The organism is Specibacter sp. NPDC057265, assembly GCF_042668835.1.
In the GTDB taxonomy this organism is placed as follows: Bacteria; Actinomycetota; Actinomycetes; order Actinomycetales; family Micrococcaceae; genus Specibacter.
The window spans coordinates 398,665-417,581 of the sequence record NZ_JBHUYE010000001.1 but is presented as its reverse complement, the minus strand read 5'-3'; the positions used below and the strand labels follow the sequence as shown (position 1 = coordinate 417,581).

At 66.7% G+C, this 18,917-nt stretch carries 15 protein-coding genes; 6 read left to right on the top strand and 9 right to left on the bottom strand.

Annotated features, from left to right (window positions below; genetic code table 11):
* Positions 1 to 169: 169 nt before the first annotated feature.
* The 3 genes from ACFUCV_RS01720 to ACFUCV_RS01710 form a co-directional block, all read right to left on the bottom strand.
* Positions 170 to 1,600: a class II fumarate hydratase gene (locus ACFUCV_RS01720; protein ID WP_380811335.1), complete on the bottom strand. Its 1,431-nt coding sequence runs from the start codon at positions 1,598 to 1,600 to the stop codon at positions 170 to 172.
* Positions 1,601 to 1,677: 77 nt separating this feature from the next.
* Positions 1,678 to 2,256 carry a carbonic anhydrase gene (locus ACFUCV_RS01715; protein WP_380811472.1) on the bottom strand — a complete coding sequence of 193 codons (579 nt, stop codon included), beginning with the start codon at positions 2,254 to 2,256 and terminating at the stop codon, positions 1,678 to 1,680.
* A gap of 47 nt (positions 2,257 to 2,303) precedes the next feature.
* Positions 2,304 to 2,939, bottom strand: coding sequence for a DUF4245 domain-containing protein (locus ACFUCV_RS01710; protein ID WP_380811333.1), 636 nt, complete (start codon positions 2,937 to 2,939; stop codon positions 2,304 to 2,306).
* Positions 2,940 to 3,137: 198 nt separating this feature from the next.
* On the opposite strand from ACFUCV_RS01710, the gene glpX reads away from it, so the two are divergent.
* The gene (gene glpX / locus ACFUCV_RS01705; RefSeq protein WP_380811470.1) at positions 3,138 to 4,154 is read left to right on the top strand and encodes a class II fructose-bisphosphatase; all 1,017 of its coding nucleotides are present in this window, start codon (positions 3,138 to 3,140) and stop codon (positions 4,152 to 4,154) included.
* Positions 4,155 to 4,193: 39 nt separating this feature from the next.
* Positions 4,194 to 5,198, top strand: coding sequence for a lipid II:glycine glycyltransferase FemX (locus tag ACFUCV_RS01700; protein ID WP_380811331.1), 1,005 nt, complete (start codon positions 4,194 to 4,196; stop codon positions 5,196 to 5,198).
* Positions 5,199 to 5,373: 175 nt separating this feature from the next.
* Here the strand turns inward: ACFUCV_RS01700 and ACFUCV_RS01695 are convergent, their stop codons facing one another.
* The 5 genes from ACFUCV_RS01695 to ACFUCV_RS01675 form a co-directional block, all read right to left on the bottom strand.
* Positions 5,374 to 6,363: an endonuclease domain-containing protein gene (locus ACFUCV_RS01695; RefSeq protein ID WP_380811329.1), complete on the bottom strand. Its 990-nt coding sequence runs from the start codon at positions 6,361 to 6,363 to the stop codon at positions 5,374 to 5,376.
* Between the two features lie 195 nt (positions 6,364 to 6,558).
* A complete protein-coding gene (manA, locus tag ACFUCV_RS01690; protein ID WP_380811327.1) occupies positions 6,559 to 7,872 on the bottom strand; it encodes a mannose-6-phosphate isomerase, class I in 1,314 nt (437 codons plus the stop codon).
* Positions 7,873 to 7,954: 82 nt separating this feature from the next.
* Entirely contained in the window at positions 7,955 to 9,604 is a 1,650-nt protein-coding gene (locus ACFUCV_RS01685; protein ID WP_380811325.1) for an LCP family protein, read from the bottom strand.
* Positions 9,605 to 9,614: 10 nt separating this feature from the next.
* Positions 9,615 to 10,136 (bottom strand): 5-(carboxyamino)imidazole ribonucleotide mutase, encoded by a 522-nt coding sequence (purE, locus tag ACFUCV_RS01680; protein WP_380811468.1) that lies wholly within the window; start codon positions 10,134 to 10,136, stop codon positions 9,615 to 9,617.
* Positions 10,137 to 10,178: 42 nt separating this feature from the next.
* The gene (locus tag ACFUCV_RS01675) at positions 10,179 to 11,333 is read right to left on the bottom strand and encodes a 5-(carboxyamino)imidazole ribonucleotide synthase (protein WP_380811323.1); all 1,155 of its coding nucleotides are present in this window, start codon (positions 11,331 to 11,333) and stop codon (positions 10,179 to 10,181) included.
* 196 nt (positions 11,334 to 11,529) lie between these two features.
* Here ACFUCV_RS01675 and ACFUCV_RS01670 point away from each other — a divergent pair, with 196 nt between their 5' ends.
* Positions 11,530 to 12,054, top strand: a complete 525-nt coding sequence (locus ACFUCV_RS01670; RefSeq protein ID WP_380811321.1) for a GtrA family protein — start codon at positions 11,530 to 11,532, stop codon at positions 12,052 to 12,054.
* Positions 12,055 to 12,068: 14 nt separating this feature from the next.
* On the opposite strand, the gene ACFUCV_RS01665 is transcribed toward ACFUCV_RS01670, so the two are convergent.
* Positions 12,069 to 12,941 (bottom strand): TIGR03089 family protein, encoded by an 873-nt coding sequence (locus ACFUCV_RS01665; RefSeq protein ID WP_380811319.1) that lies wholly within the window; start codon positions 12,939 to 12,941, stop codon positions 12,069 to 12,071.
* 294 nt (positions 12,942 to 13,235) lie between these two features.
* Here ACFUCV_RS01665 and ACFUCV_RS01660 point away from each other — a divergent pair, with 294 nt between their 5' ends.
* The 3 genes from ACFUCV_RS01660 to ACFUCV_RS01650 are packed head-to-tail and all read left to right on the top strand — an operon-like array spanning position 13,236 to position 18,902.
* Positions 13,236 to 13,772, top strand: a complete 537-nt coding sequence (locus ACFUCV_RS01660; protein ID WP_380811317.1) for a WhiB family transcriptional regulator — start codon at positions 13,236 to 13,238, stop codon at positions 13,770 to 13,772.
* A gap of 29 nt (positions 13,773 to 13,801) precedes the next feature.
* Positions 13,802 to 17,254 (top strand): glycosyltransferase, encoded by a 3,453-nt coding sequence (locus ACFUCV_RS01655; protein WP_380811315.1) that lies wholly within the window; start codon positions 13,802 to 13,804, stop codon positions 17,252 to 17,254.
* Positions 17,247 to 18,902 carry a DUF5719 family protein gene (locus ACFUCV_RS01650; RefSeq protein ID WP_380811313.1) on the top strand — a complete coding sequence of 552 codons (1,656 nt, stop codon included), beginning with the start codon at positions 17,247 to 17,249 and terminating at the stop codon, positions 18,900 to 18,902. Before ACFUCV_RS01655 ends, ACFUCV_RS01650 begins: the two co-directional genes overlap by 8 nt.
* The last annotated feature ends 15 nt before the right edge of the window (positions 18,903 to 18,917 follow it).

Here is an 18,917-nt window from a genome sequence, read left to right as displayed (position 1 = left end):
AAAAGTGCAAACTTCTGGCGCAGTAATGCTGATCACCCCGACCCGCCAACTGCCGGGGCCACGCAAAACGCCCCTTCGCACAGGGCCGGCACCAGCTGCCGGCTGCACTGCTTGAAGGGGCGTTGCGCCCGTGGACCCGCCGGATCCGGCGGTCGCCTGAGAGGGAAGTCTACTGCGGGGGGCGGGTCATGGCGAGCACGTCCAGACCCTTGTCCAACTGCTCCAGCGTGATTTCGCCGCGGTCCACAAAACCCATGGCCAGCACGGTCTCGCGGATGGTCAAACCGTGGGCCACTGCGTGCTTGGCAATCTTGGCGCCATTTTCATAGCCAATGTGCTTGTTCAGCGGAGTCACAATTGAGGGGGAGGCCTCGGCCAGGAAGCGTGCCCGTTCCACATTGGCGCTGAGGCCGTCAATCATCTTGTCGGCCATCACGCGCGAGGTGTTGGTGAGCAGGCGGATGGACTGCAGCAGGTTTGCCGCCATGACCGGGATGCCCACATTGAGCTCAAAGGCGCCGTTGGTGGAGGACAGGGCAATGGTGGTGTCATTGCCAATGACCTGGGCGGCGACCATGATGGCCGCCTCGGAGATCACCGGGTTGACCTTCCCCGGCATGATCGAGGAGCCGGGCTGCAGGTCCGGAATGGAAATTTCGCCCAGGCCGGTGTTGGGGCCCGAGCCCATCCAGCGCAGGTCGTTGTTGATTTTCATGATCGAGTAGGCAATGTTGCGCAGCTGGCCCGAGGCCTCAATCAGTCCGTCCCGGTTGGCCTGGGCCTCAAAGTGGTTCCTGGCTTCGGTCAGCGGCAGGCCGGTGTCCTGTGCCAACAGGGCAATGACGCGCTGGGGGAAACCGGCGGGGGTGTTGATGCCCGTGCCCACGGCCGTGCCGCCCAGGGGGACCTCGGCGACGCGGGGCAGCGCCGATTCAACCCGCTCAATGCCATAGCGGATCTGGGCGGCGTAGCCGCCGAACTCCTGGCCCAGGGTGACGGGGGTGGCATCCATCAAGTGGGTGCGTCCGGACTTCACAATGGAGGCGAATTCGGCTTCCTTGCGCTCCAGGGATTCAGCCAGGTGCGCCAGTGCCGGGATCAGGTCATTGACCAGGGCGGAGGTTGCCGCCACATGCACGGAGGTGGGGAACACGTCATTGGAGGACTGTGAGGCGTTGACGTGGTCGTTGGGGTGGACCTTTTTGCTTGAACCGGCCGCGGCCAGGGCCTGGTTGGCCAAATTGGCCAGCACCTCGTTCATGTTCATATTGCTGGAGGTGCCCGAACCCGTCTGGAACACGTCAATGGGGAAGTCACCGTCGTATTCCCCGGTGGCCACGGCGTCCGCCGCGCCTTCAATGGCGCGGGCCAGCTCGGCGTCGAGCACCCCCAGCTCCGCGTTGGTGGTGGCGGCAGCCTTTTTAATCCGGGCCAGGGCGGCAATGTGCGCCGATTCCAAGGTCATCCCGGAAATGGGGAAATTCTCCACTGCGCGTTGTGTCTGCGCGCTGTAGAGGGCCTTGGCCGGAACCCGGACCTCGCCCATCGTGTCGTGTTCAATGCGGAATTCTTGTGCGGGGTTCGCGGCAGTTTCAGTCATGCCCTCCACCATATCGCCGCCACGGCCCGAGCCAAAAAACTTCCTTGCATTCCTTGGCGCGGGCGTGGTCCAGGCCGTCAGCCGATGGAGCCGTTGCTGTAGACCAGATCGGCGCGGCCATCACTGAGCCGGTAGGTCAGGCCCACCACGGCCGTGCGCTGGCGGGCCACGGCGCTGGCCAGAATGGGGGAGTTTTCCACCAGGCGGGCGGCCGTCTGCTTGACGTGTTCTTCAATCATGTCGCTCAAGCCGCTGTCCTGGTCCCTGCGCAGCGAGGTCAGCACGGAAGGGGTGATGCGTTCGACGAGGTCGCGGACAAAGCCGGCGGGCATTTGCCCGGTGGCAACGGCCTCCTTGGTGGCGGTGACCGCGCCGCAGCTGTCGTGCCCCAGCACCACAATCAGCGGGACGTTCAAATAATCGACGCTGTATTCCAAAGAGCCCAGCACGGTGTTGTCAATGACGTGTCCGGCGGTGCGGACCACAAAAGCATCGCCCAGGCCCAGGTCAAAAATGATCTCGGCAGCCAGGCGTGAGTCGGAGCAGCCAAAGATCACGGCGAAGGGGTGCTGGGTGGTGACCAGGGAGGTGCGGCGGGCAGCGTCCTGGTTGGGGTGGTTGGACTCCGAACCGACGAATCTGGCATTGCCGTCCATCAAGGTGGAAAATGCCTGTGCAGGCGTGCTGGGGTGTACTGAAACGCTCACTGTTTACCTTCCGTAACTGTCGGGGAACTGCTGGCTGTGCTGGCGCTGGAGGGGGCGGCTGCGGCATCCAGCTGCGCCGCGGCGCCGGCTGCGAGGACGTCGAAGTCCTCGAACCCGGCGGCGCCGGTCAAAATGATGGTGGCGGGCCCGCTGGTCAACACCAGGCTGCGTTCGCCCTTGGGCTTGTCCCGCAGCTCCCAGTCGCGCCCGGCAATGGTGCGCACGCCCGTCACCGGGGCATTTTGTGCCTGCTCCGCCGTCCAGGTGGGGTTTGCCGTAATGGACTGGCGCAAGGCAATGAAGCTGTTGTTGGCGCTGACATAGCCCACGTCCCAATAGGACACGCCGTCGGATCCGGGCGGGTTCCACCGGGCGTAGTTGGCGCTCCACCCCTCAGGCATGGGAGCCACCGGAACGAATCCCGCGGTGTCCGCGGCGTAGCCGGCCACCTGCGCCACGTCCACGTTTTGGCGGTACGCGCCGGGTTTGGGCTCCGGGTTGAGCCACACAATTGTCAAGACAATGGCCACCGTGGAAAACACTGCCAGCAGCATGCCCACAATGGAGGCATTGGCGCGCTTGGCAGCCCCGGGGGCAATGACGGGTTTGAAGGCAGGGGTGGGTTCACTCACTTCTCCATCTTCCCAGATCCGCAGCGGGCAAAATTTCACGCCCCCGGGCATCCGTGGCGCAGCTCACGCGGGTTCACGGGCGCTGTTCCCCTATGATGGCAAAGTAGGCAAAAACGGCAGGCTGCGCACCGTCGCGCAGGTGAATCACTGCGCCTACCCGAACAATGGGGTTTTCACGTGGCTGAAAAAGCAGCACAGATGGATTATTCGCAGCTCTCCCGCTCACTTGCCGTGGGCGACGACGAGCCGGACCGCAACCTTGCCCTTGAACTGGTGCGCGTCACCGAGGCCGCAGCCATTGCCGGGGGCCACTGGGTGGGCTTTGGCGAGAAAAACCTGGCGGACGGCGCCGCCGTCGACGCCATGCGCTCCCTGCTCTCCACCGTGCACTTCAACGGCGTCGTGGTCATTGGTGAAGGCGAGAAGGACGAAGCCCCCATGCTGTACAACGGGGAAGTGGTGGGTGATGGTTCCGGCGCCGAGTGCGACGTGGCCGTGGATCCCATTGACGGCACCCGGCTGACGGCCATGGGCATCAACAACGCCCTGTCGGTGCTGGCAGTTGCCGAACGCGGCACCATGTTCGACCCCTCCGCGGTCTTTTACATGGAGAAGCTGGTGACAGGTCCCGAAGCCGCCGACATGGTGGACCTGCGTCTGCCCGTGAAGCAAAACCTGCACTTGATCGCCAAGGCCAAGGGTGTGAAGGTCAACCAGCTCACTGTCATGGTCCTGGACCGCGACCGCCACGGCCAGCTGATCAGCGAAATCCGCGACGCCGGTGCCCGCACCAAGATCATCCTTGACGGTGACGTGGCCGGCGCCATTGCCGCCGCCCGCACCGGCACCGGCGTGGACGCGCTCATGGGCATTGGTGGAACGCCCGAAGGCATTGTCACGGCCTGCGCCATCAAGGCCCTGGGCGGTGTCATTCAGGGCCGGCTCTGGCCCACCACCGATGACGAGAAGCAAAAAGCCATTGACGCCGGCCACGATCTGGACCGCGTCCTGTCCACCAACGACCTGGTCACCAGCGACAACTGCTACTTCGCGGCCACCGGCATCACCGACGGCGACCTGCTGCGCGGGGTCCGCTACGACAAGGGCCGGGTCCTGACCCAGTCCATCGTCATGCGCTCCAAGTCCGGCACCATCCGCTTTGTCGAGGGCGAGCACCAGGCCCACAAGTGGGAGACGTACGCCCGCCTCGGCTAAGCGGTGTGGAGCGGCCGTGCGCCCCGGTAGGGTTGAATCATGACTTTAACCGTTGTGCCGTGCCGTGTCCGTGACCAGTGGGATGCCGCAGTGAATTCCCACAAAGGGCACCCCATGCAGCTGTGGGGCTGGGGAGAGACCAAGGCGGCCCACCACTGGCGCGTGGACCGCGTGCTGGTCAAGGAGGGTCAGGAGCTCATTGGTTCCGCCCAGGTGTTGGTGCGCACGCTGCCGTTCCCGTTCCGCTCGCTCGCCTATCTGCCCCGCGGACCCCAGGCCGAGGCGGGCCGGGAACATGAGGTGCTGGCCGCCGTCGGAGGTTATGTGCGGGAAAACCACAAATCCGTGGCCCTGAGCATTGAACCCGACTGGGCCGCCGACACCGTCGCAGTGGCCACCCTGCCGGCGGCCGGCTGGGTCAAAAGCGCCTCAACGATCCTGATCCCGCGGACCTTGATTTTGGACTTGACCCGCACGGAGGATGAACTGCTCGGCGCCATGTCCAAAAAGACGCGCCAGTACATCCGCAAGTCCGGCCGGGAGGCGCTGACATACCGGCCCGTATTGGCCGCCGAGCTGCCGCAGCTTATGGCCGTCTACAAGGACACGGCCGAACGCGCCGGCTTCGGGATTCACCAGGACAGCTACTACGCCGACATTGCACGCAACCTGGGCGACAATTCACCCATTTACGGTGCGTTCGACGGCGGCACGCTGGTCTCCTTCCTGTGGCTTGCCACCAGTGGTTCCACGGCGTTTGAACTGTACGGCGGCATGAGCGAGGAAGGCAGCCGGCTGCGCGCCAACTTTGCCCTGAAGTGGCTGGCCATCCAGGAGATGAAGGCCCGCGGCATTACCCGCTATGACTTCAATGGCCTGCTCAATGACGGGGTGTCCAAGTTCAAGTTCGGCTTTGCCGACCACGAGGACATGCTTGCCGGAACCTGGGATTTGGCCCTCTCCCCGCTCTACCCGGTGTTCGCCAAGGCGCTGCCCCTGGCACGCCGCGGGGTGCGCCGGCTCCGCAGCGCGCTCAAACGCTAGGACCGCTGCGCGGGGTGGGTGCGCCGCCGCTGCGCCGAGCGGAGCGCGCCGCCGCTGCGCCGAACGGAGCGCGCCGCGCGCCGTCGCTGCGCCGAACCCGCAGCACATGTCCCTTTGACGTTGGGAAAGGGACATTAGCTGCGGGTTTGACGAGCCCATGGGGTGGTCCGTCCCTTCAGCTGAAGTCTTTGCGTGCAGGCAACAGGCCATGGAGCGATCGGTTTGCGAGGTTTTCGGGATCGGGCCAGCCACCCAGCTTCAAGGCCCGGGCCAGTTTGGCAATGACCAGCTGCTCGCCGGCCCGCATGTCATCGGCATTGATGAGCACTTGGTGCCAGCCCAAGGACTTTGTAATGAAGTCACGGTCATGGTCCTTCACCTGCTGCGATGCAGTGAAATGATGCAGACCGTCATACTCGGCGCACGTCCTGTACTGTTTGCAGGCAAGGTCCGGACTGACTTTTCCCCTACCCAGGGAATCAAGAATCTCCACATTGTGTTCGAAGCGTGGCAGCGTGGAGCGCTCAATGATTAATCGCAGCATGGTTTCGCGCGGGGAGTCCGAACCAATGCGAGCCAGATCCACGGCGGCGCGCAGCTTGCGCACTCCGCGGTTTCCAGGATGCTGCACTATGTGGTCCTTGAGCGAGTCCAAGGCAACCCGTGGATACACGTGTCTGCCGAAGGAACGGTGATGCTCACAGACAAGCTGGTCCATAATGATGACCAATTCGTCCACGGTCAACAGTGGAGCAATATCGAGCAGCGTCCGCAGCATGCTGGTGATGGGGAAGGCATAATTTTGAACATCCTGTGGACCCAGATGCAATTCATGGCCCTTGACGTTTCGTCGCCGGGGAAGGTCCTGGCCGGCGTGCCGGGCAATGTCAATGGCGCTCTGGGCATCAAATCTACGGGGCAGATGGAAGTTGTAGATTTTTGCCGCGGTGATGTGGCTGATGATCCCACCTGGAGTGATCTGCGTCAGGACCCGGCAATGGTCCAGAAGCTCAACAGGAACGTCCTTGGGCACCCGGATGCCCCTGCTGGGGACGCTCAGATCCGCCGCCCGGACACGGCCACCCGTGATGCCGAGGCTGCGGGCCGTCTCCAAGGTGAAGGGAGCCCGGGAAAGCGCCACCGGAAGCGGTTTGGGAGTCTTCATGGTTCCATTAGGACAAATTAGAGACGTCGAAACGGCCCAAATGCTCCCATTTAGCCAAATCTGTGGACAACTTCTACGCTGCCCCCGGCTTCTTCGTCGCCAACCCGCAGATAATGTCCCCTCAAGGCGATCAAAGGGACATTATCTACGGGTTCGCGGCGGTTCGCCGCGGCGGCGGTTCGCGGCGGCGGCGGTTCAGCCTGCGACGGTCACGGCAAAGAGCACTGCGCTGCCTGGTGCTTGTTCGTTTTCATCAATGTGTGGGTGCACAAGCACCGGGCTTTCCATGGCCGGGATGAACGCCGAGCCACCGCGGCTGAGAGCCATGTCGTTGCGGGGCGTGTCCAGCAGCACCGATCCCTGCACCACCAGGACCAGCAACGGGCCGTTTTGGACCAATGGCACAGGGCCGGAGGCGGCAGTGATCTCCACCCGCTGCAGTGCAAATTCGGCAAAGGGCGGCTCCCAGACGTGCTGGCCCAGGTCCGTCACGCGCGTGGGCACCTGGGGAACGCTGCCGGGGGAGAAGTTCACCGTAGCCAACAACTCCGGCACATCCACGTGCTTGCCGGTCAAACCCCCGCGCAGCACGTTGTCCGAGGACGCCATGACTTCCAGTCCCAAGCCGCTGAGATAGGCATGAATATTACCTGCCGGCAGGTAGATGGATTCGCCTGGCTGCAGCGACACGCGATTGAGCAGCAGGGACAGGAGCACACCGGGATCCTTGGGATGGTCCCTGGCCAAATCAACCATCGTGCGCAGGGCCGCCTCGGCGTTGCCTGGCAGGGGCCCGCCCCCGGCAATCCCGGCGAGTCCGGCCACCCCGGCTTCCGGGCTGTGCTCCAATGCCCCGCCAAGGGCCTGGGCTGCCAAGCCAACCAGGGCGGCGGTCTGGTCTCCGCCGTCCATGAGGGCTTCAAAGACCTGGCGGATCGCGGTGGACTCCTCGATGCGGGAATTGAGCGTCATCTCCACGCGGCCCAGCAGGGACGGCGGTTGTGCCCCCGTGGCAGTGATGGCGGCCGCCACGGCGCGGAACAGGGCCGCCGACTCCGCGCTGGGACGGAAGCCGCACAATGCCTCAAAGGGGGTCAGGGCAAAGATCATTTCCGGTTTGTGGTTCTGGTCCTTGTAGTTGCGGTGCGCGGCATCGCGGGGAATGCCGGCGGCCTCCTCGGCCGCGAACCGCTCCCGTGCCTGTGCCAGTGTGGGGTGGACCTGCAAGGACAGGGCTTGATCGGCGGCAAGCAGTTTCATTAGGAAGGGCAATTTGGCGCCAAAGGCCGCATGCACGCCCCCGCCCAAGGTGGACCCGGGGTGTGCGGCTATCAGCTCATCCAGGGGCACAGGACCGTCGGCGGTGGCTGCCGTGGAGGGCGAGTCGGGGTGGGCCCCGATCCACAGTTCGGCTTCCGGACCGCCCCCGGGGGTGGTTCCCAGCAGCTGGGCAATGGCGGTGCTGGAGCCCCACGGATAGTCACGCATGACGTTGGTGAGTGCAAACATGGGGAGGTTCTCCTAATTCATGGCGAGCAGGCCGGTTGCCCATAAAGCAACCAGCCTACCCATCAACGTCCGGTGCGGGTAGCTAACCCACCGAGCAGTTGCCATTGCTGTCCAGCAGGGACAGCAGGGTTGCCTCATCGCCGGCGACCGCCAGGGCCTGCAGGTATTCGGCAGTGATTTCGGGGGAGCTGCTGGGCTGCGGTGCCGGTGTCTGTGCACCCGGCGCGCCGGAGTCCGCCTCGACGCCGGTGTCATCCGTGCCGGGAACGACGGGGTCCGCGGGTGTGGCGGGGTCCGCGGGTGCGGCAGGGTCCGCCGCGGTGGTGGAATCGGCCGTGGCCGGCGGTTCGACGGGGGCGGGGTTGAGCAGTTCCTGAACCCGGGTGTGGATGAGTTCAAAGTCCGGGTAGGTGGAGAACTCCAAAGGGAAGTCCGGGGGGCCCAGGGTCAGGCGGCTCAGTGGCTGTTGCTTGGATTTGAGCGCCAGGGAGGCAAAACTTCCCAGCTGTCCGGAGGGCAGGTCGGATTCAATGACCTTGGAACCGGCGGCGGCAATGGCATTGAACTTCGTCAGCACCGTGCCCGGGTCCATTTGGGCGAGCATGGCGGCCTGGATGCATTGCTGCCGCTGGCTGCGGTGGTAATCGGTGACCCATTCGCGCGAACGGGCATACCACAGCGCGTGGTAGCCATCGAGGGTCTGCACCCCGGGCGTGATCCAGCCGGTGGGCGGCAAATGATCGCCGGTTCCGTACACGTCGTCGCCGCTGAGCGGGACCCAGCCGCCAACATTGATTTTCACTCCGCCCAGGGCGTCGATCAGCTCGGAGAAGCCTGCCATGTCCACCAGCACATAGCCCTGGATTTCCAGACCCAAAATGCCGCCGGCGGCATCCATCATGGCCGCGGCGCCAACATCGGGAGCATCCGGATACAGCTCGGCGTGCTGGCCGGTGACGTCGGTGTAGAGGGAGTTGATGATGCATTCGTCCCCGCAGCTGTAACCGTCGGGGTAGACCTCCCACAGGGGCGAGCCGGGGGAGAACGGCGCGTTTTGGAAGTTGCGGGGGATGCTGATGGTGGCTGCCTGCCCTGTGGCGGCGTCGACGCTGATGACCACAATGGAATCCGGGCGCCGGCCGGTGCGCTCCTCGCCGGCGTCGCCCCCCATGACCAGGAAGTTATAGCGCCCATCCACGGGATCCATTTCCGGTCCGGCCTGAAAGATGGAGGTGATGGCGTTGCGTCCGGAATTTATCAAATACGCTCCATAGGCCAGCGTGCCGCTGGTGAGCACCATGAGAACCACCAGCGCGCCGCTGACCAGGGCACGCATTCCCGGCGCCAGCAGCCCCGGCTTGATGATGGCCAGGGTGTTTAAAAACACCACCGCCCAGCCCAGGGCCGCCACCGCCAGGGCCACAATGATGACCATGGAAGTGAGCGGGTTGGTGAAAAAATTCAGCACCGTCTCGCGCCGCAGGAAAAACAGGACGACGCCGGCCAGCGCCACCGCCCACACCGTGAAGGTCACGCGCAGCGCCAGGCGGCCAAACCGTTTGTCCCCGGCCACCAATTGGGCGGATCCGGGGGCCAGAAGTGTCAGCAGCAACAGGAGCCAGGCCCTCTTGGAGCGCGCGGGGGCCGACGCCGATTCGGGGAACCGCACGGGGTTGGTCAGGACCTGCGGACGGTTTGAGGCGTGGCTGACTTTGGGGCTGCTGAAGCTCATGGTGGGTAAATCACGCCCCCGCGGCGTTGCTGCGGGAGAGCGGGTAGCCGGCGTCGGCCTTGGCCCGCAGGGCTGCACCTTTGGCGGTTGCCTCATCATTGAGCGACTGGGCGAAGTCCGCCAGTTTTTGGCTCAGCTCCTGGGCCGGCGCGTCGGTGCCGGCGGCCAGCATCCGCACGGCCAGCAGAGCTGCGTTGCGGGCTCCGCCAATGGAGACCGTGGCCACCGGGACCCCGCCGGGCATCTGCACAATGGACAGCAGCGAGTCCATGCCATCGAGGGTTTTCAGCGGCACCGGCACGCCCACCACCGGCAGGGTGGTCACGGCGGCAAGCATGCCGGGCAGGTGCGCGGCGCCGCCTGCCCCGGCAATGATCACGCGCAGGCCGCGGGCTGCGGCGCCGCTGCCATAGGCCATCATTTCCGTGGGCATCCGGTGCGCGGAGACAACATCACATTCAAAGGCAATGCCAAAGTCCGCCAAAACGGCGGCGGCGGCCTCCATGACGGGCCAATCGGAGTCCGAACCCATTACGATGCCCACCACAGGGGCGCTGAAGCTGTTCAAGGGATGCTACTTTCCGTCTCGGATGATGGTGGCGGCAGTGGTGGCGCGGGCGCGCACGGCGGCCACGTCGTCGTGCGCGGAGCCAATGACGTTCACGTGCGCAATTTTCCGTCCCGGGCGCACGGACTTGCCATAGCTGTGCACCTTGGCCGTGGGCTCGGCGGCCAGGGCCGCGGGGTAGGCGGCAAACAAGTCCGCGTTGGCTCCGCCCAGGATGTTCTTCATGACCACAATCCCGCCCAGGGCTGCCGTGTCTCCCAGGGGCAGGTCCAGCACGGCGCGCAAATGCTGTTCAAACTGGCCGGTCACGGCGCCGTCCATGGTCCAGTGGCCCGTGTTGTGGGGGCGCATGGCCAGTTCGTTGACGAGGAATCCCGGCGCGCGGCCAGGGGTCTCAAAGAGCTCGGCGGCCATGACGCCGGTGACGCCCAACGCGTCGGCAATCTGCAATGCGGCGGCCTGCGCCGCGGCGGCCACCTGCGGGAGGATCCCGGGGGCCGGGGCAATGACCTCATCGCAGACGCCGGCGACTTGAATGGACTCCGCCACCGGCCAGGCGCGGGCTTCCCCGGAGGGTGTGCGGGCGATCAGGGCTGAAAGTTCGCGGGAAAAGTCCACCATCTCCTCCACCAGCAGCGGGCTCATGGCGGCGAACCAATCGCCGGTGTCCTGGGCCTGTGCGGCGGAGTGCAGCACCCGCACACCCTTGCCGTCATAGCCGCCGCGGGGCATCTTCAACACCACGGGCCAGCCGTGCCTGTCGCCAAAGCCGACAATCCCGGCCGGGGAGTCCACCGCGGCCCATTCCGGGTTGGGCAGGCCCAGCTCCGCGATGGCCGCGCGCATCACCAACTTGTCCTGGGCGTTGACCAGTGCATCGGGCCGCGGCTGGACATTCACGCCCTCGGCAATGAGTGTGCGCAGGTGCCCGGTGGGGACATGTTCATGATCAAAGGTCAGCACATCCACGCCGCGGGCAAATTCACGCAGCGCCTCCAAGTCCCGGTAGTCGCCCACGGGGGCCTTCGCCACCACGGGCACGGCGCAGACCTCGGCCGATTCGGCCAACACCTGCAGTTCAAAACCAAGGGCCGCTGCGGCCGGTGCCATCATGCGGGCCAGCTGTCCGCCGCCCACCACACCAATTATAGGAAAAGTCACAGTGCCCAGCGTACCGAAAGTCTGCCCAATACCCTGCCTTTACGCAGTTTTCCCCGCCCTTTCCCCACTTATGCAGGGCCAATTGCCAGCCGTGCGAAGGCATTTTGCGAAGGGGGCAGTGAATAATGGGCTTAGAATTTTAGCGAGGCTGTGGCGTGGTTTATCCGTTTTGCGGCCAATTGCCCAACGGAGGAACATGTACCAAAAATTAGTTGACCGCGTTAAGGGCCTGATGGGCCTTTTTTGGCGTGAGGTGGCCAAATTCGGCGTCGTGGGCGGCGTGGCCTTTGTCATTGACACCGGCATCTACGTCTGGCTGCTCTCCGGCAGCATGGCCGGGCACCCCACCAAGGCAAAGATCATTGCAGCTGCCGTGGCCACCGTGTTCTCCTGGCTGGCCAACCGCTATTGGACGTTCCGCCACCGCCGCCGGGCCAATGTGCTGCGTGAAGTGGTGCTGTTCATCATCATGAACGGCATTGGCTTGGGCATCGCGGCTGCCTGCGTGTACATTTCCCACTGGGTGCTGGGCTTTGAATCGGCCACGGCCGACATCATCGCCGGCTCCGTGGTGGGCCTGATCCTTGGCACGATCTTCCGCTTCTTTGCCTACCGCTTCTGGGTCTTCAGCGAAGAGCTCGATCAGGAGCCCGGCTTTGAGAAGGACCACGAACTCCTTGATGTGGAGCCCGCGCCCGTCAATGGTGCGCCGAAGAGCTGACGGCGCCCGCCGCCTTATCCGGCGGTGACCTTTTCGCTGCTGCGCAGCTGCTCCGTGGCGGCAACGCCGTCGGCCAGCAGCACCACTGATCCGCCAGCCGCCCAGGTTCCCAAGGCGGCGCCGACCACCTTGGTCCAGCCGCCGGCGGCCTGCAGCAGCAGCCGCTGCGGTCCGTCCGTGGCGGGCTCCTGGTCCAGCAGCTGCCCATAGCTGACCGTGTGCGCCCCGTGCCGCCAGGCAAGGTCGCTGGGTGGGGCCTGCCCGTCGGCGAAGAAGACGTCGGCATGCGCCCGCACCTCTCCGCAATAGTCAAGGGTGCGCGGAGGCAGCTGCCCCATCCAGCGCATGGCCAGGGCCGGCAGTGCCACGGCCACCACCAGCGGCGCCGGCTTCATCCCCGCCAGCTGCTGCTGCGTTGCCGCCGGATCCACAGTGGCCACAATCTGCGGCAGTTCCCCGGTGGCCGGAAGGACGCCGGGGGCGTCGGCGGTCGCGGCGGTGGCACCCACGGCCCAGGTGGCCAGCAGCCACACCAGGGAACGCCAGTGGAGGGGAACTTCCAGGGCCACCAGGGTCCCCGCTTCGGCGTCGAGCTCATCCACCAGGTAGTTGGCGGTTTTGGCCACCCAATTTTCCAGCACGCGCCCGGAAAATTCCACCCGCTCGCCCCCTGGTCCGTACCAGGTCAACCGGGGGGAGGTGGGCTCCACGGTGCGCAGTGCATGGAGCAGTTCGGCGGGGGTCTGGGGCGGCGTATCCATGGCCCCCATCATTCCACGCCGGTGGCCGCCAGGGGCCTTGCCGCAGACGGGGCGCAGCCGGGGCGCAGGCGCGGTCCCGCCGCGGCGGTTTCCTGCGCCGGCGGAAAAAATTTCAGTGATCTGCATTACCCCCGGTGCCGGCCGGAGCGGAAAATGGGGCCATTAATTCCCAGAACGCCAACGTTTTCACCATTGCGGCGCCCCACCGCCGCCATGGAGGGAATGTATTGCCATGAAAGTGTCGGGCGTGGCGTGCCTGAATTTCACGCCCTGCACTGGTTATGATTCGCCGCCGCTTGACGCGCGCGGATTACATCGATGTAATTAGACGCACGAACCGTACAAAATGACACTGCCCCGGCCGCACCGCGCGGTCACGAAACCAGGGCTTCAACGGCGGCAACATTCAGGAGGACAGTTATGGGGCAGGTGCGTCCAAGTGTGACTGCTGTGCAAGAGGATTCAACATCAGCAATGTCAATGGAGGCACAAGCAGCGGCCACGTATCGTTCCCGGGGCATCCCCACCGACTGGTACGTGGATCCGGCGGACCCCACTGCTGCCGAGTTCCATGAGCGTGAAAACCAGCGTCTGCTGGACGCTGCCGCGACGGCGTTTTTGGACTCCGAAGACGACGCCGGGTCCCAGCCCAGCCATGCGCCGGCGCCTGAACGGGGGGCCGCGGAGGCCATTTGGATAGGCCTGAAATCCCGTCCCGACGAATTCTCCGACGAAGGTGAACTAGGCTGGCAGAGCGATGCTTTGTGTGCGCAGACCGATCCTGAGGCCTTTTTCCCTGAAAAGGGCGGGTCCACCCGGGATGCTAAAAAGGTGTGTGGTGCATGCAACGTCAAGGCGCAGTGCCTTGAGTACGCTCTGGCCAATGATGAGCGGTTTGGAATCTGGGGCGGCCTGTCCGAGCGTGAGCGCCGGCGGCTGCGGAAGCGAGCGGTCTAATTCTTGATGCAGTAAAAGTCACTGCCGTTTTGGTTGCCCATAACGGTGGTGCCTATCTCCCGGGCGTTTTGGCCGCAGTGGCCGCGCAGACCCGTCCAGCAAACCACGTGGTGGCCGCTGATTTGGCTTCCACAGACAATTCGGGGGAATTGTTGCGCAGGGAACTGGGCGAACGCCATGTCATTTACCTGGACGGCGTCAAAAGCTACGGCGCGGCCGTGGACGCGGTGCTGGCGCAGCAGGGCAAGTTGGAACTGGCCCATCAGGGCGCCTCGGTGCGCAGCTCCAGCGCCGCCGACGGAACGGCCCCCCACGACGGCGCCGCCGCCACGGCCCCCCACGACGGAACGGCCCCGCACGGCGGCGCCGCCCCCCACGACGGCGCGGATGCCGTTGGCGGCGAAAACGGCGGCGCCGAGTGGATCTGGCTGCTGCAGGATGACGCCGCGCCCGCCCCGGATGCTTTGCAGCTTTTGCTCGAAGCCACCGAGCGGGCCACAACGGCCACCGTGGTGGGCTGCAAGCAGCTGGACTGGGACAGCCGCCGCCGCCTGGTGGACGTGGGTCTGTGGGCCAACAACCACTTTGACCGCTTCACGCTGGTGGGCCTGGACGAGCAGGACCAGGGCCAGTATGACAACAGGGCCGATGTGTTCGCCGTCAATACCGCCGGCATGCTGGTGCGCCGCGACGTTTTTGACCGCTTGGGCGGCTTCGACGTTGCCGTGCCCGGCCCGGGCGATGACCTGGATTTCTGTGCCCGCGTCCGGCTGACAGGTGGCCGCGTCCTGGTGGTGCCTGCGGCCCGCATGCACCACGTGGTGGACCGCCCGCACGGCCTGGGTTCGGCCGTGGCCGCCCGCAAGGCCGGCGTGTTCCTGCGCCTGAAGCACGCACCGGCCGCCATGGTGCCGGTGCTGGTGTTGGGCACTTTTGTGGCGGCCTTTTACTGGCTCATTGCCGGATTTGTGCTCAAGGCCCCCGGCCACGCCCTGCGCATGTTTGCCGCCACCCTGGCCGGCTTGGCCAGGCCGCGGCAGCTGCTGCGTTCCCGGCGTGAATTGGCCGCCCAGCGCACCAAGCCGCGTTCGGTGCACAAGGGCGTGCTGGTGGACAACCGTTCAGCCCGCGCCCATTTAAAGATGTTGCGTGAAACCGTGGGCCCCGATGTGGAGGCGCCCACGGAAGTGACCGCTGGCCCCTCCCTCGTGGAGCCCACGGGTGAAAGCCACCAGGAGACCGTGGCGCCGCTGGCCCACGTCAAGACGGCGCCCGTTGTCAGTGCCCTGGCCCTGGTGGCTTTGCTGAGCGTGTTTTCCCTGCTGGCGCTGGGCCGTTTTCTCACCGCCCCGGCGTTGACAGGCGGCGCCCTGCTGCCGGTCACTGAGCAGGGCGCGGCAGTGTGGCGCCACGCCACCGACTGGTGGGTGTCCCTGGGCTCGGGCATGCCGGGCCGCGGGAACCCCTTTAACTTTGTGCTGGCGCTGCTGGCCGGCGCCGGCGGCAACGGTTCGCTTTCTGCGCTGTGGCTGGTGCTGCTCGCCCTGCCGCTGTCCGCTCTGACCGCCTGGCTGGCCACCGGGGCCTTCACCCGGCAGCGCTGGCCGCGCATTGTGGCGGCGCTGGCCTGGGCCGGTGCGCCGGCCCTGCTCGTGGCCATGGGCCAGGGCCGGCTGGGCGCGCTGCTGGCCCATGTGCTGATTCCGCTGGTCATGTTGGGCCTGGTCCGTGCAGCCGGCGGGGCCATTGGCCCCCGGCCCGCGGCGCTGGGTGTGCCCGGCGTGGTGGAGTCGGCGTCCCCCGTGGCCAAGCTGGGACGCCCCGGCGTGGACGGCAACCCCTCGTGGACTGCCGCGGCGGCGGCGGGCCTGGCCCTGGCGGCGGTGACGGCGGCGGCTCCGAGCCTGCTGCCCATTGCGCTGCTGGGCATTTTGGCCGCCGCCCTGCTTTTGCGCCGCCGCGGCAGGACCATCTGGTGGGCCCTGGTGCCGCCGGTGGCGCTCTTTGTGCCGTTCGCGTGGTCCGCGCGCAGCAATCCCCGGGCGCTGCTGGCCGATCCGGGCCTGCCGCTGCCCTCAACCGCCGGCCCGCTCTGGCAGCAGCTGCTGGGGTTCCCCGAGCAGCTGGCTGCCGGTGACGGTCTGTTGGAGCTGGGTTCGGTGTTTGCGGCTTCCTGGTGGACGCCGGTGGCGGCGTTTGTCATTGGCGCCCCCGTGGTGGCGGCGGCTGTGGCGGCCCTGCTTTTGCCCCTGCGTCGCGCGGCAACCGTGCGCACCATGTGGCTGGTGGCGCTGCTGGCATTGCTGGGCGCCCATGCCGGCGCCTTCATTGCCGTGGCGTTCGACGGCGGCACCCTGGTCACGCCTTTTAGCGGCCCCGCCGTCTCCCTTGCCTTTTTCGCCCTGCTGGCCGCTGCCCTGACAGCCTTCGACGCCGTCCACCGCAGGGCCTACGCCCCGGCCGGCACCACGGCAGGCTCAGCCGACGGCGCCACCGCGCGCCGCGGCGCCAGGACAATCTCGGTGGTGCTTTCGGTGCTGCTGTTGGCGGCCCCCCTTGCCTCCCTGGGACTGTGGGGCGCGCAGCAGTTTTCCCAGCCCGCGCAGCCCGCCCTGACGGGGCCCTTCCAGGTGCAGGGCGTCACTGCCGGAACCATCCCGGCCACGGCCGCCGACCGGGGCACCGGGCCCGAGGCCAGCCGCACCATTGTCCTGGCCGTCCAGCCCGACGGCGGCATGCAGGCCACGTTGATGCAGGGCGACGGCACCACCTTGGACGCCACCAGCACCATTGCCGCCGCGGCGCGGGTCACCGGCGCACCCGGGGATGAGGCGGTGCTGGCGCCCGATGAGGCCACGGCGGCGCTGCAGGACAGCGTGGCAGCGATGCTTTCCAAGGCCGGCATTGATCCGCGGGCCGGACTCGTGGACCTGGGTGTGGGCTTTGTGGTGCTGCGCCCGGGCGACACGGCTGCGGAGCTGCTGGCCAGCGAGCTGGAGGCGGTTCCGGGACTGGACACCGTGGGGCCCACGGAATCCGGTTGGTTGTGGCGGGTGCAGCCCAGCTACGCCACCGCGGGTCTGAGCGATGTGGTCAACCGGGTGCGCCTGGTCGACGCCGACGGCGCCTCGCTGGCTCCCGTGCCTTCACAGGGCCAAAGCGTCAAAACGGACATTGCCGCCGGTGCCGCCGGCCGCAGGGTTGTCCTGGCCGAACGCGCCGATTCCCATTGGCAGGGGTGGCTCAACGGTGAAAGGCTGGAGGCCGCCGACGCCGGCTGGGCCCAGGCCTTTGAGCTGCCCGCCGGCGCCGGGGAACTGGAAATCCGCTATGTCCACCCCGCGGCCCTGGCCACGGGCGTGCTGCAGCTGGTCCTGTTTGGCTTGACGGTGCTGCTGGCGCTGCCGGTGCGCGCCCGCCGGGGACGCACCGGCGCCTACAGAGATGAAGCTTCACTGCAAAAGGTTGGTAGAGGTGCCTGAAATCGAGGATGACAACGTGGCCGCAAGCAAGCAGTCCGGCACGCGCCGCTCCCCGGCCGCACGGCGAAGCAAATCCAGGCGCTGGCCGGCCGTGGTCAGCGGTGCCGGGACGCTTTTGGTGGCGGCGGCCCTGGTGGGCGCGGGGTCGATTTTTCCCGGCACCAACGCCACCGAAGTGGTGCCGCCGGTGCCGCACCCGGTGCCGGTGGGGGAGACCATGGCCAATTGCCAGGGCCCCACGCAGTTGCTGGCAGGATCCGCCAATGGGACGGATCCGCAGTTCTCCGCGAACTCCTCGGCCACGAAGAGCCAGCTCAATGCAGTGGTGCTCAGCAATGCCGCCGGCACCGTGCCCGGCGCCACCGTCGAATCCCTCGACGGCAGCTTCACCTCCCTGCTGACGGTGGCCAAAGCGCCGGTGGAGCAGGCCGAGGCCGCGCCGACGGAGCTGACGGGCAAGCCCAAGGTGCGGGCGGCAGTGGTCCGCGGCAGTGCCGCGGCGGCGCCGTCGGTGGTGCGTGTGCAGCCGTTGAACCAGCAGGCATCGCAGGGTTCCGGCTCGGTGGTGGTCTCCGCCGACGACGGCGATCTGCAGGGCATGGCGGCCGCGGCCTGCCAGCTCCCTGCCAATGAGCTCTGGTTTGCCGGCGCCAGCACCACCGTGGGCCGCACGGCCGTGCTGATGGTGTCCAATTCCTCGGCCAGCCCCGCCACCGTGTCGCTGGAGCTCTTCAGCAAGGACGGGCAGGTGCAGGCCGCCGGCAGCAAGGGCCTGGTGGTGCCCAGCGGGACCGTCCGCTCAGTGGTGCTGGCAGGACTGGCGCCGGGGCAGGAGGTGCTGAGCGTGCACTTGAAAAGCACCGGTGGCGCCGTCAGCGCCGTCATCCAGCAATCCGTGCTGCGCGGGCTGACCCCCGGCGGGGTGGATTACCTGGCGCCCACCCAAATGCCCTCTTCGACGCCGGTGATCCCGGGCGTGCGCGTGCAAAGCCAGGACGTGGCCGGCAAAATTTCCGGCCAGTCCGGTTACGGTGACGCGGCCACGGCCCTGGCAATCTCGGTTCCGGGCGTGCGCGATGCCGTGGTGGAGGTGCGGGCCTTTGGTCCCGACGGCCAGGCGGTGCTGCCCAATGGCGGCGTTTTCACGGCCAAGGGTGCAGCGGTGAGCCTGTTCCCCCTGGCCGGGCTGCCGGCGGGAAGCTACACCCTGACGTTGAACTCCGACAATCCCGTGGTGGCTGCCGCCCGGTCAGTCAATTCCACCGGAACCGGCAAGGCCGTGGACCTGGCCTGGATGCCCGCCGCGGAAAGGCTCGGCAGCGGCCACCTGCTCACGGTGCCGCAGGACGTGGAGGCGCAACTGGTCTTCACAGCCCCCGAGGGCGCGGCCACGGTGCAGCTGGTGTCCATTTCCGGCAGCGGCGTGCTGGGCCAGGCACAAGATGTGGAACTGAAGAAGTCCCTGGCCACCACCGTTGACCCGGCAACCCTGGGCAAGGACACCGCGGCGGTGCTGGTGTCGGCCTCCGGCTCAGCCGCCTACGGCGCCCAGGTGCTGACGCGGGCTAATGCCGCCGACTTGGCGGTGCTGCCCGTCACGGGTGCCGGCGCCGGCGCGCCGGCGCTGAACATCACCACCGGCTTCTAGCGCGCGCCCGCGGCG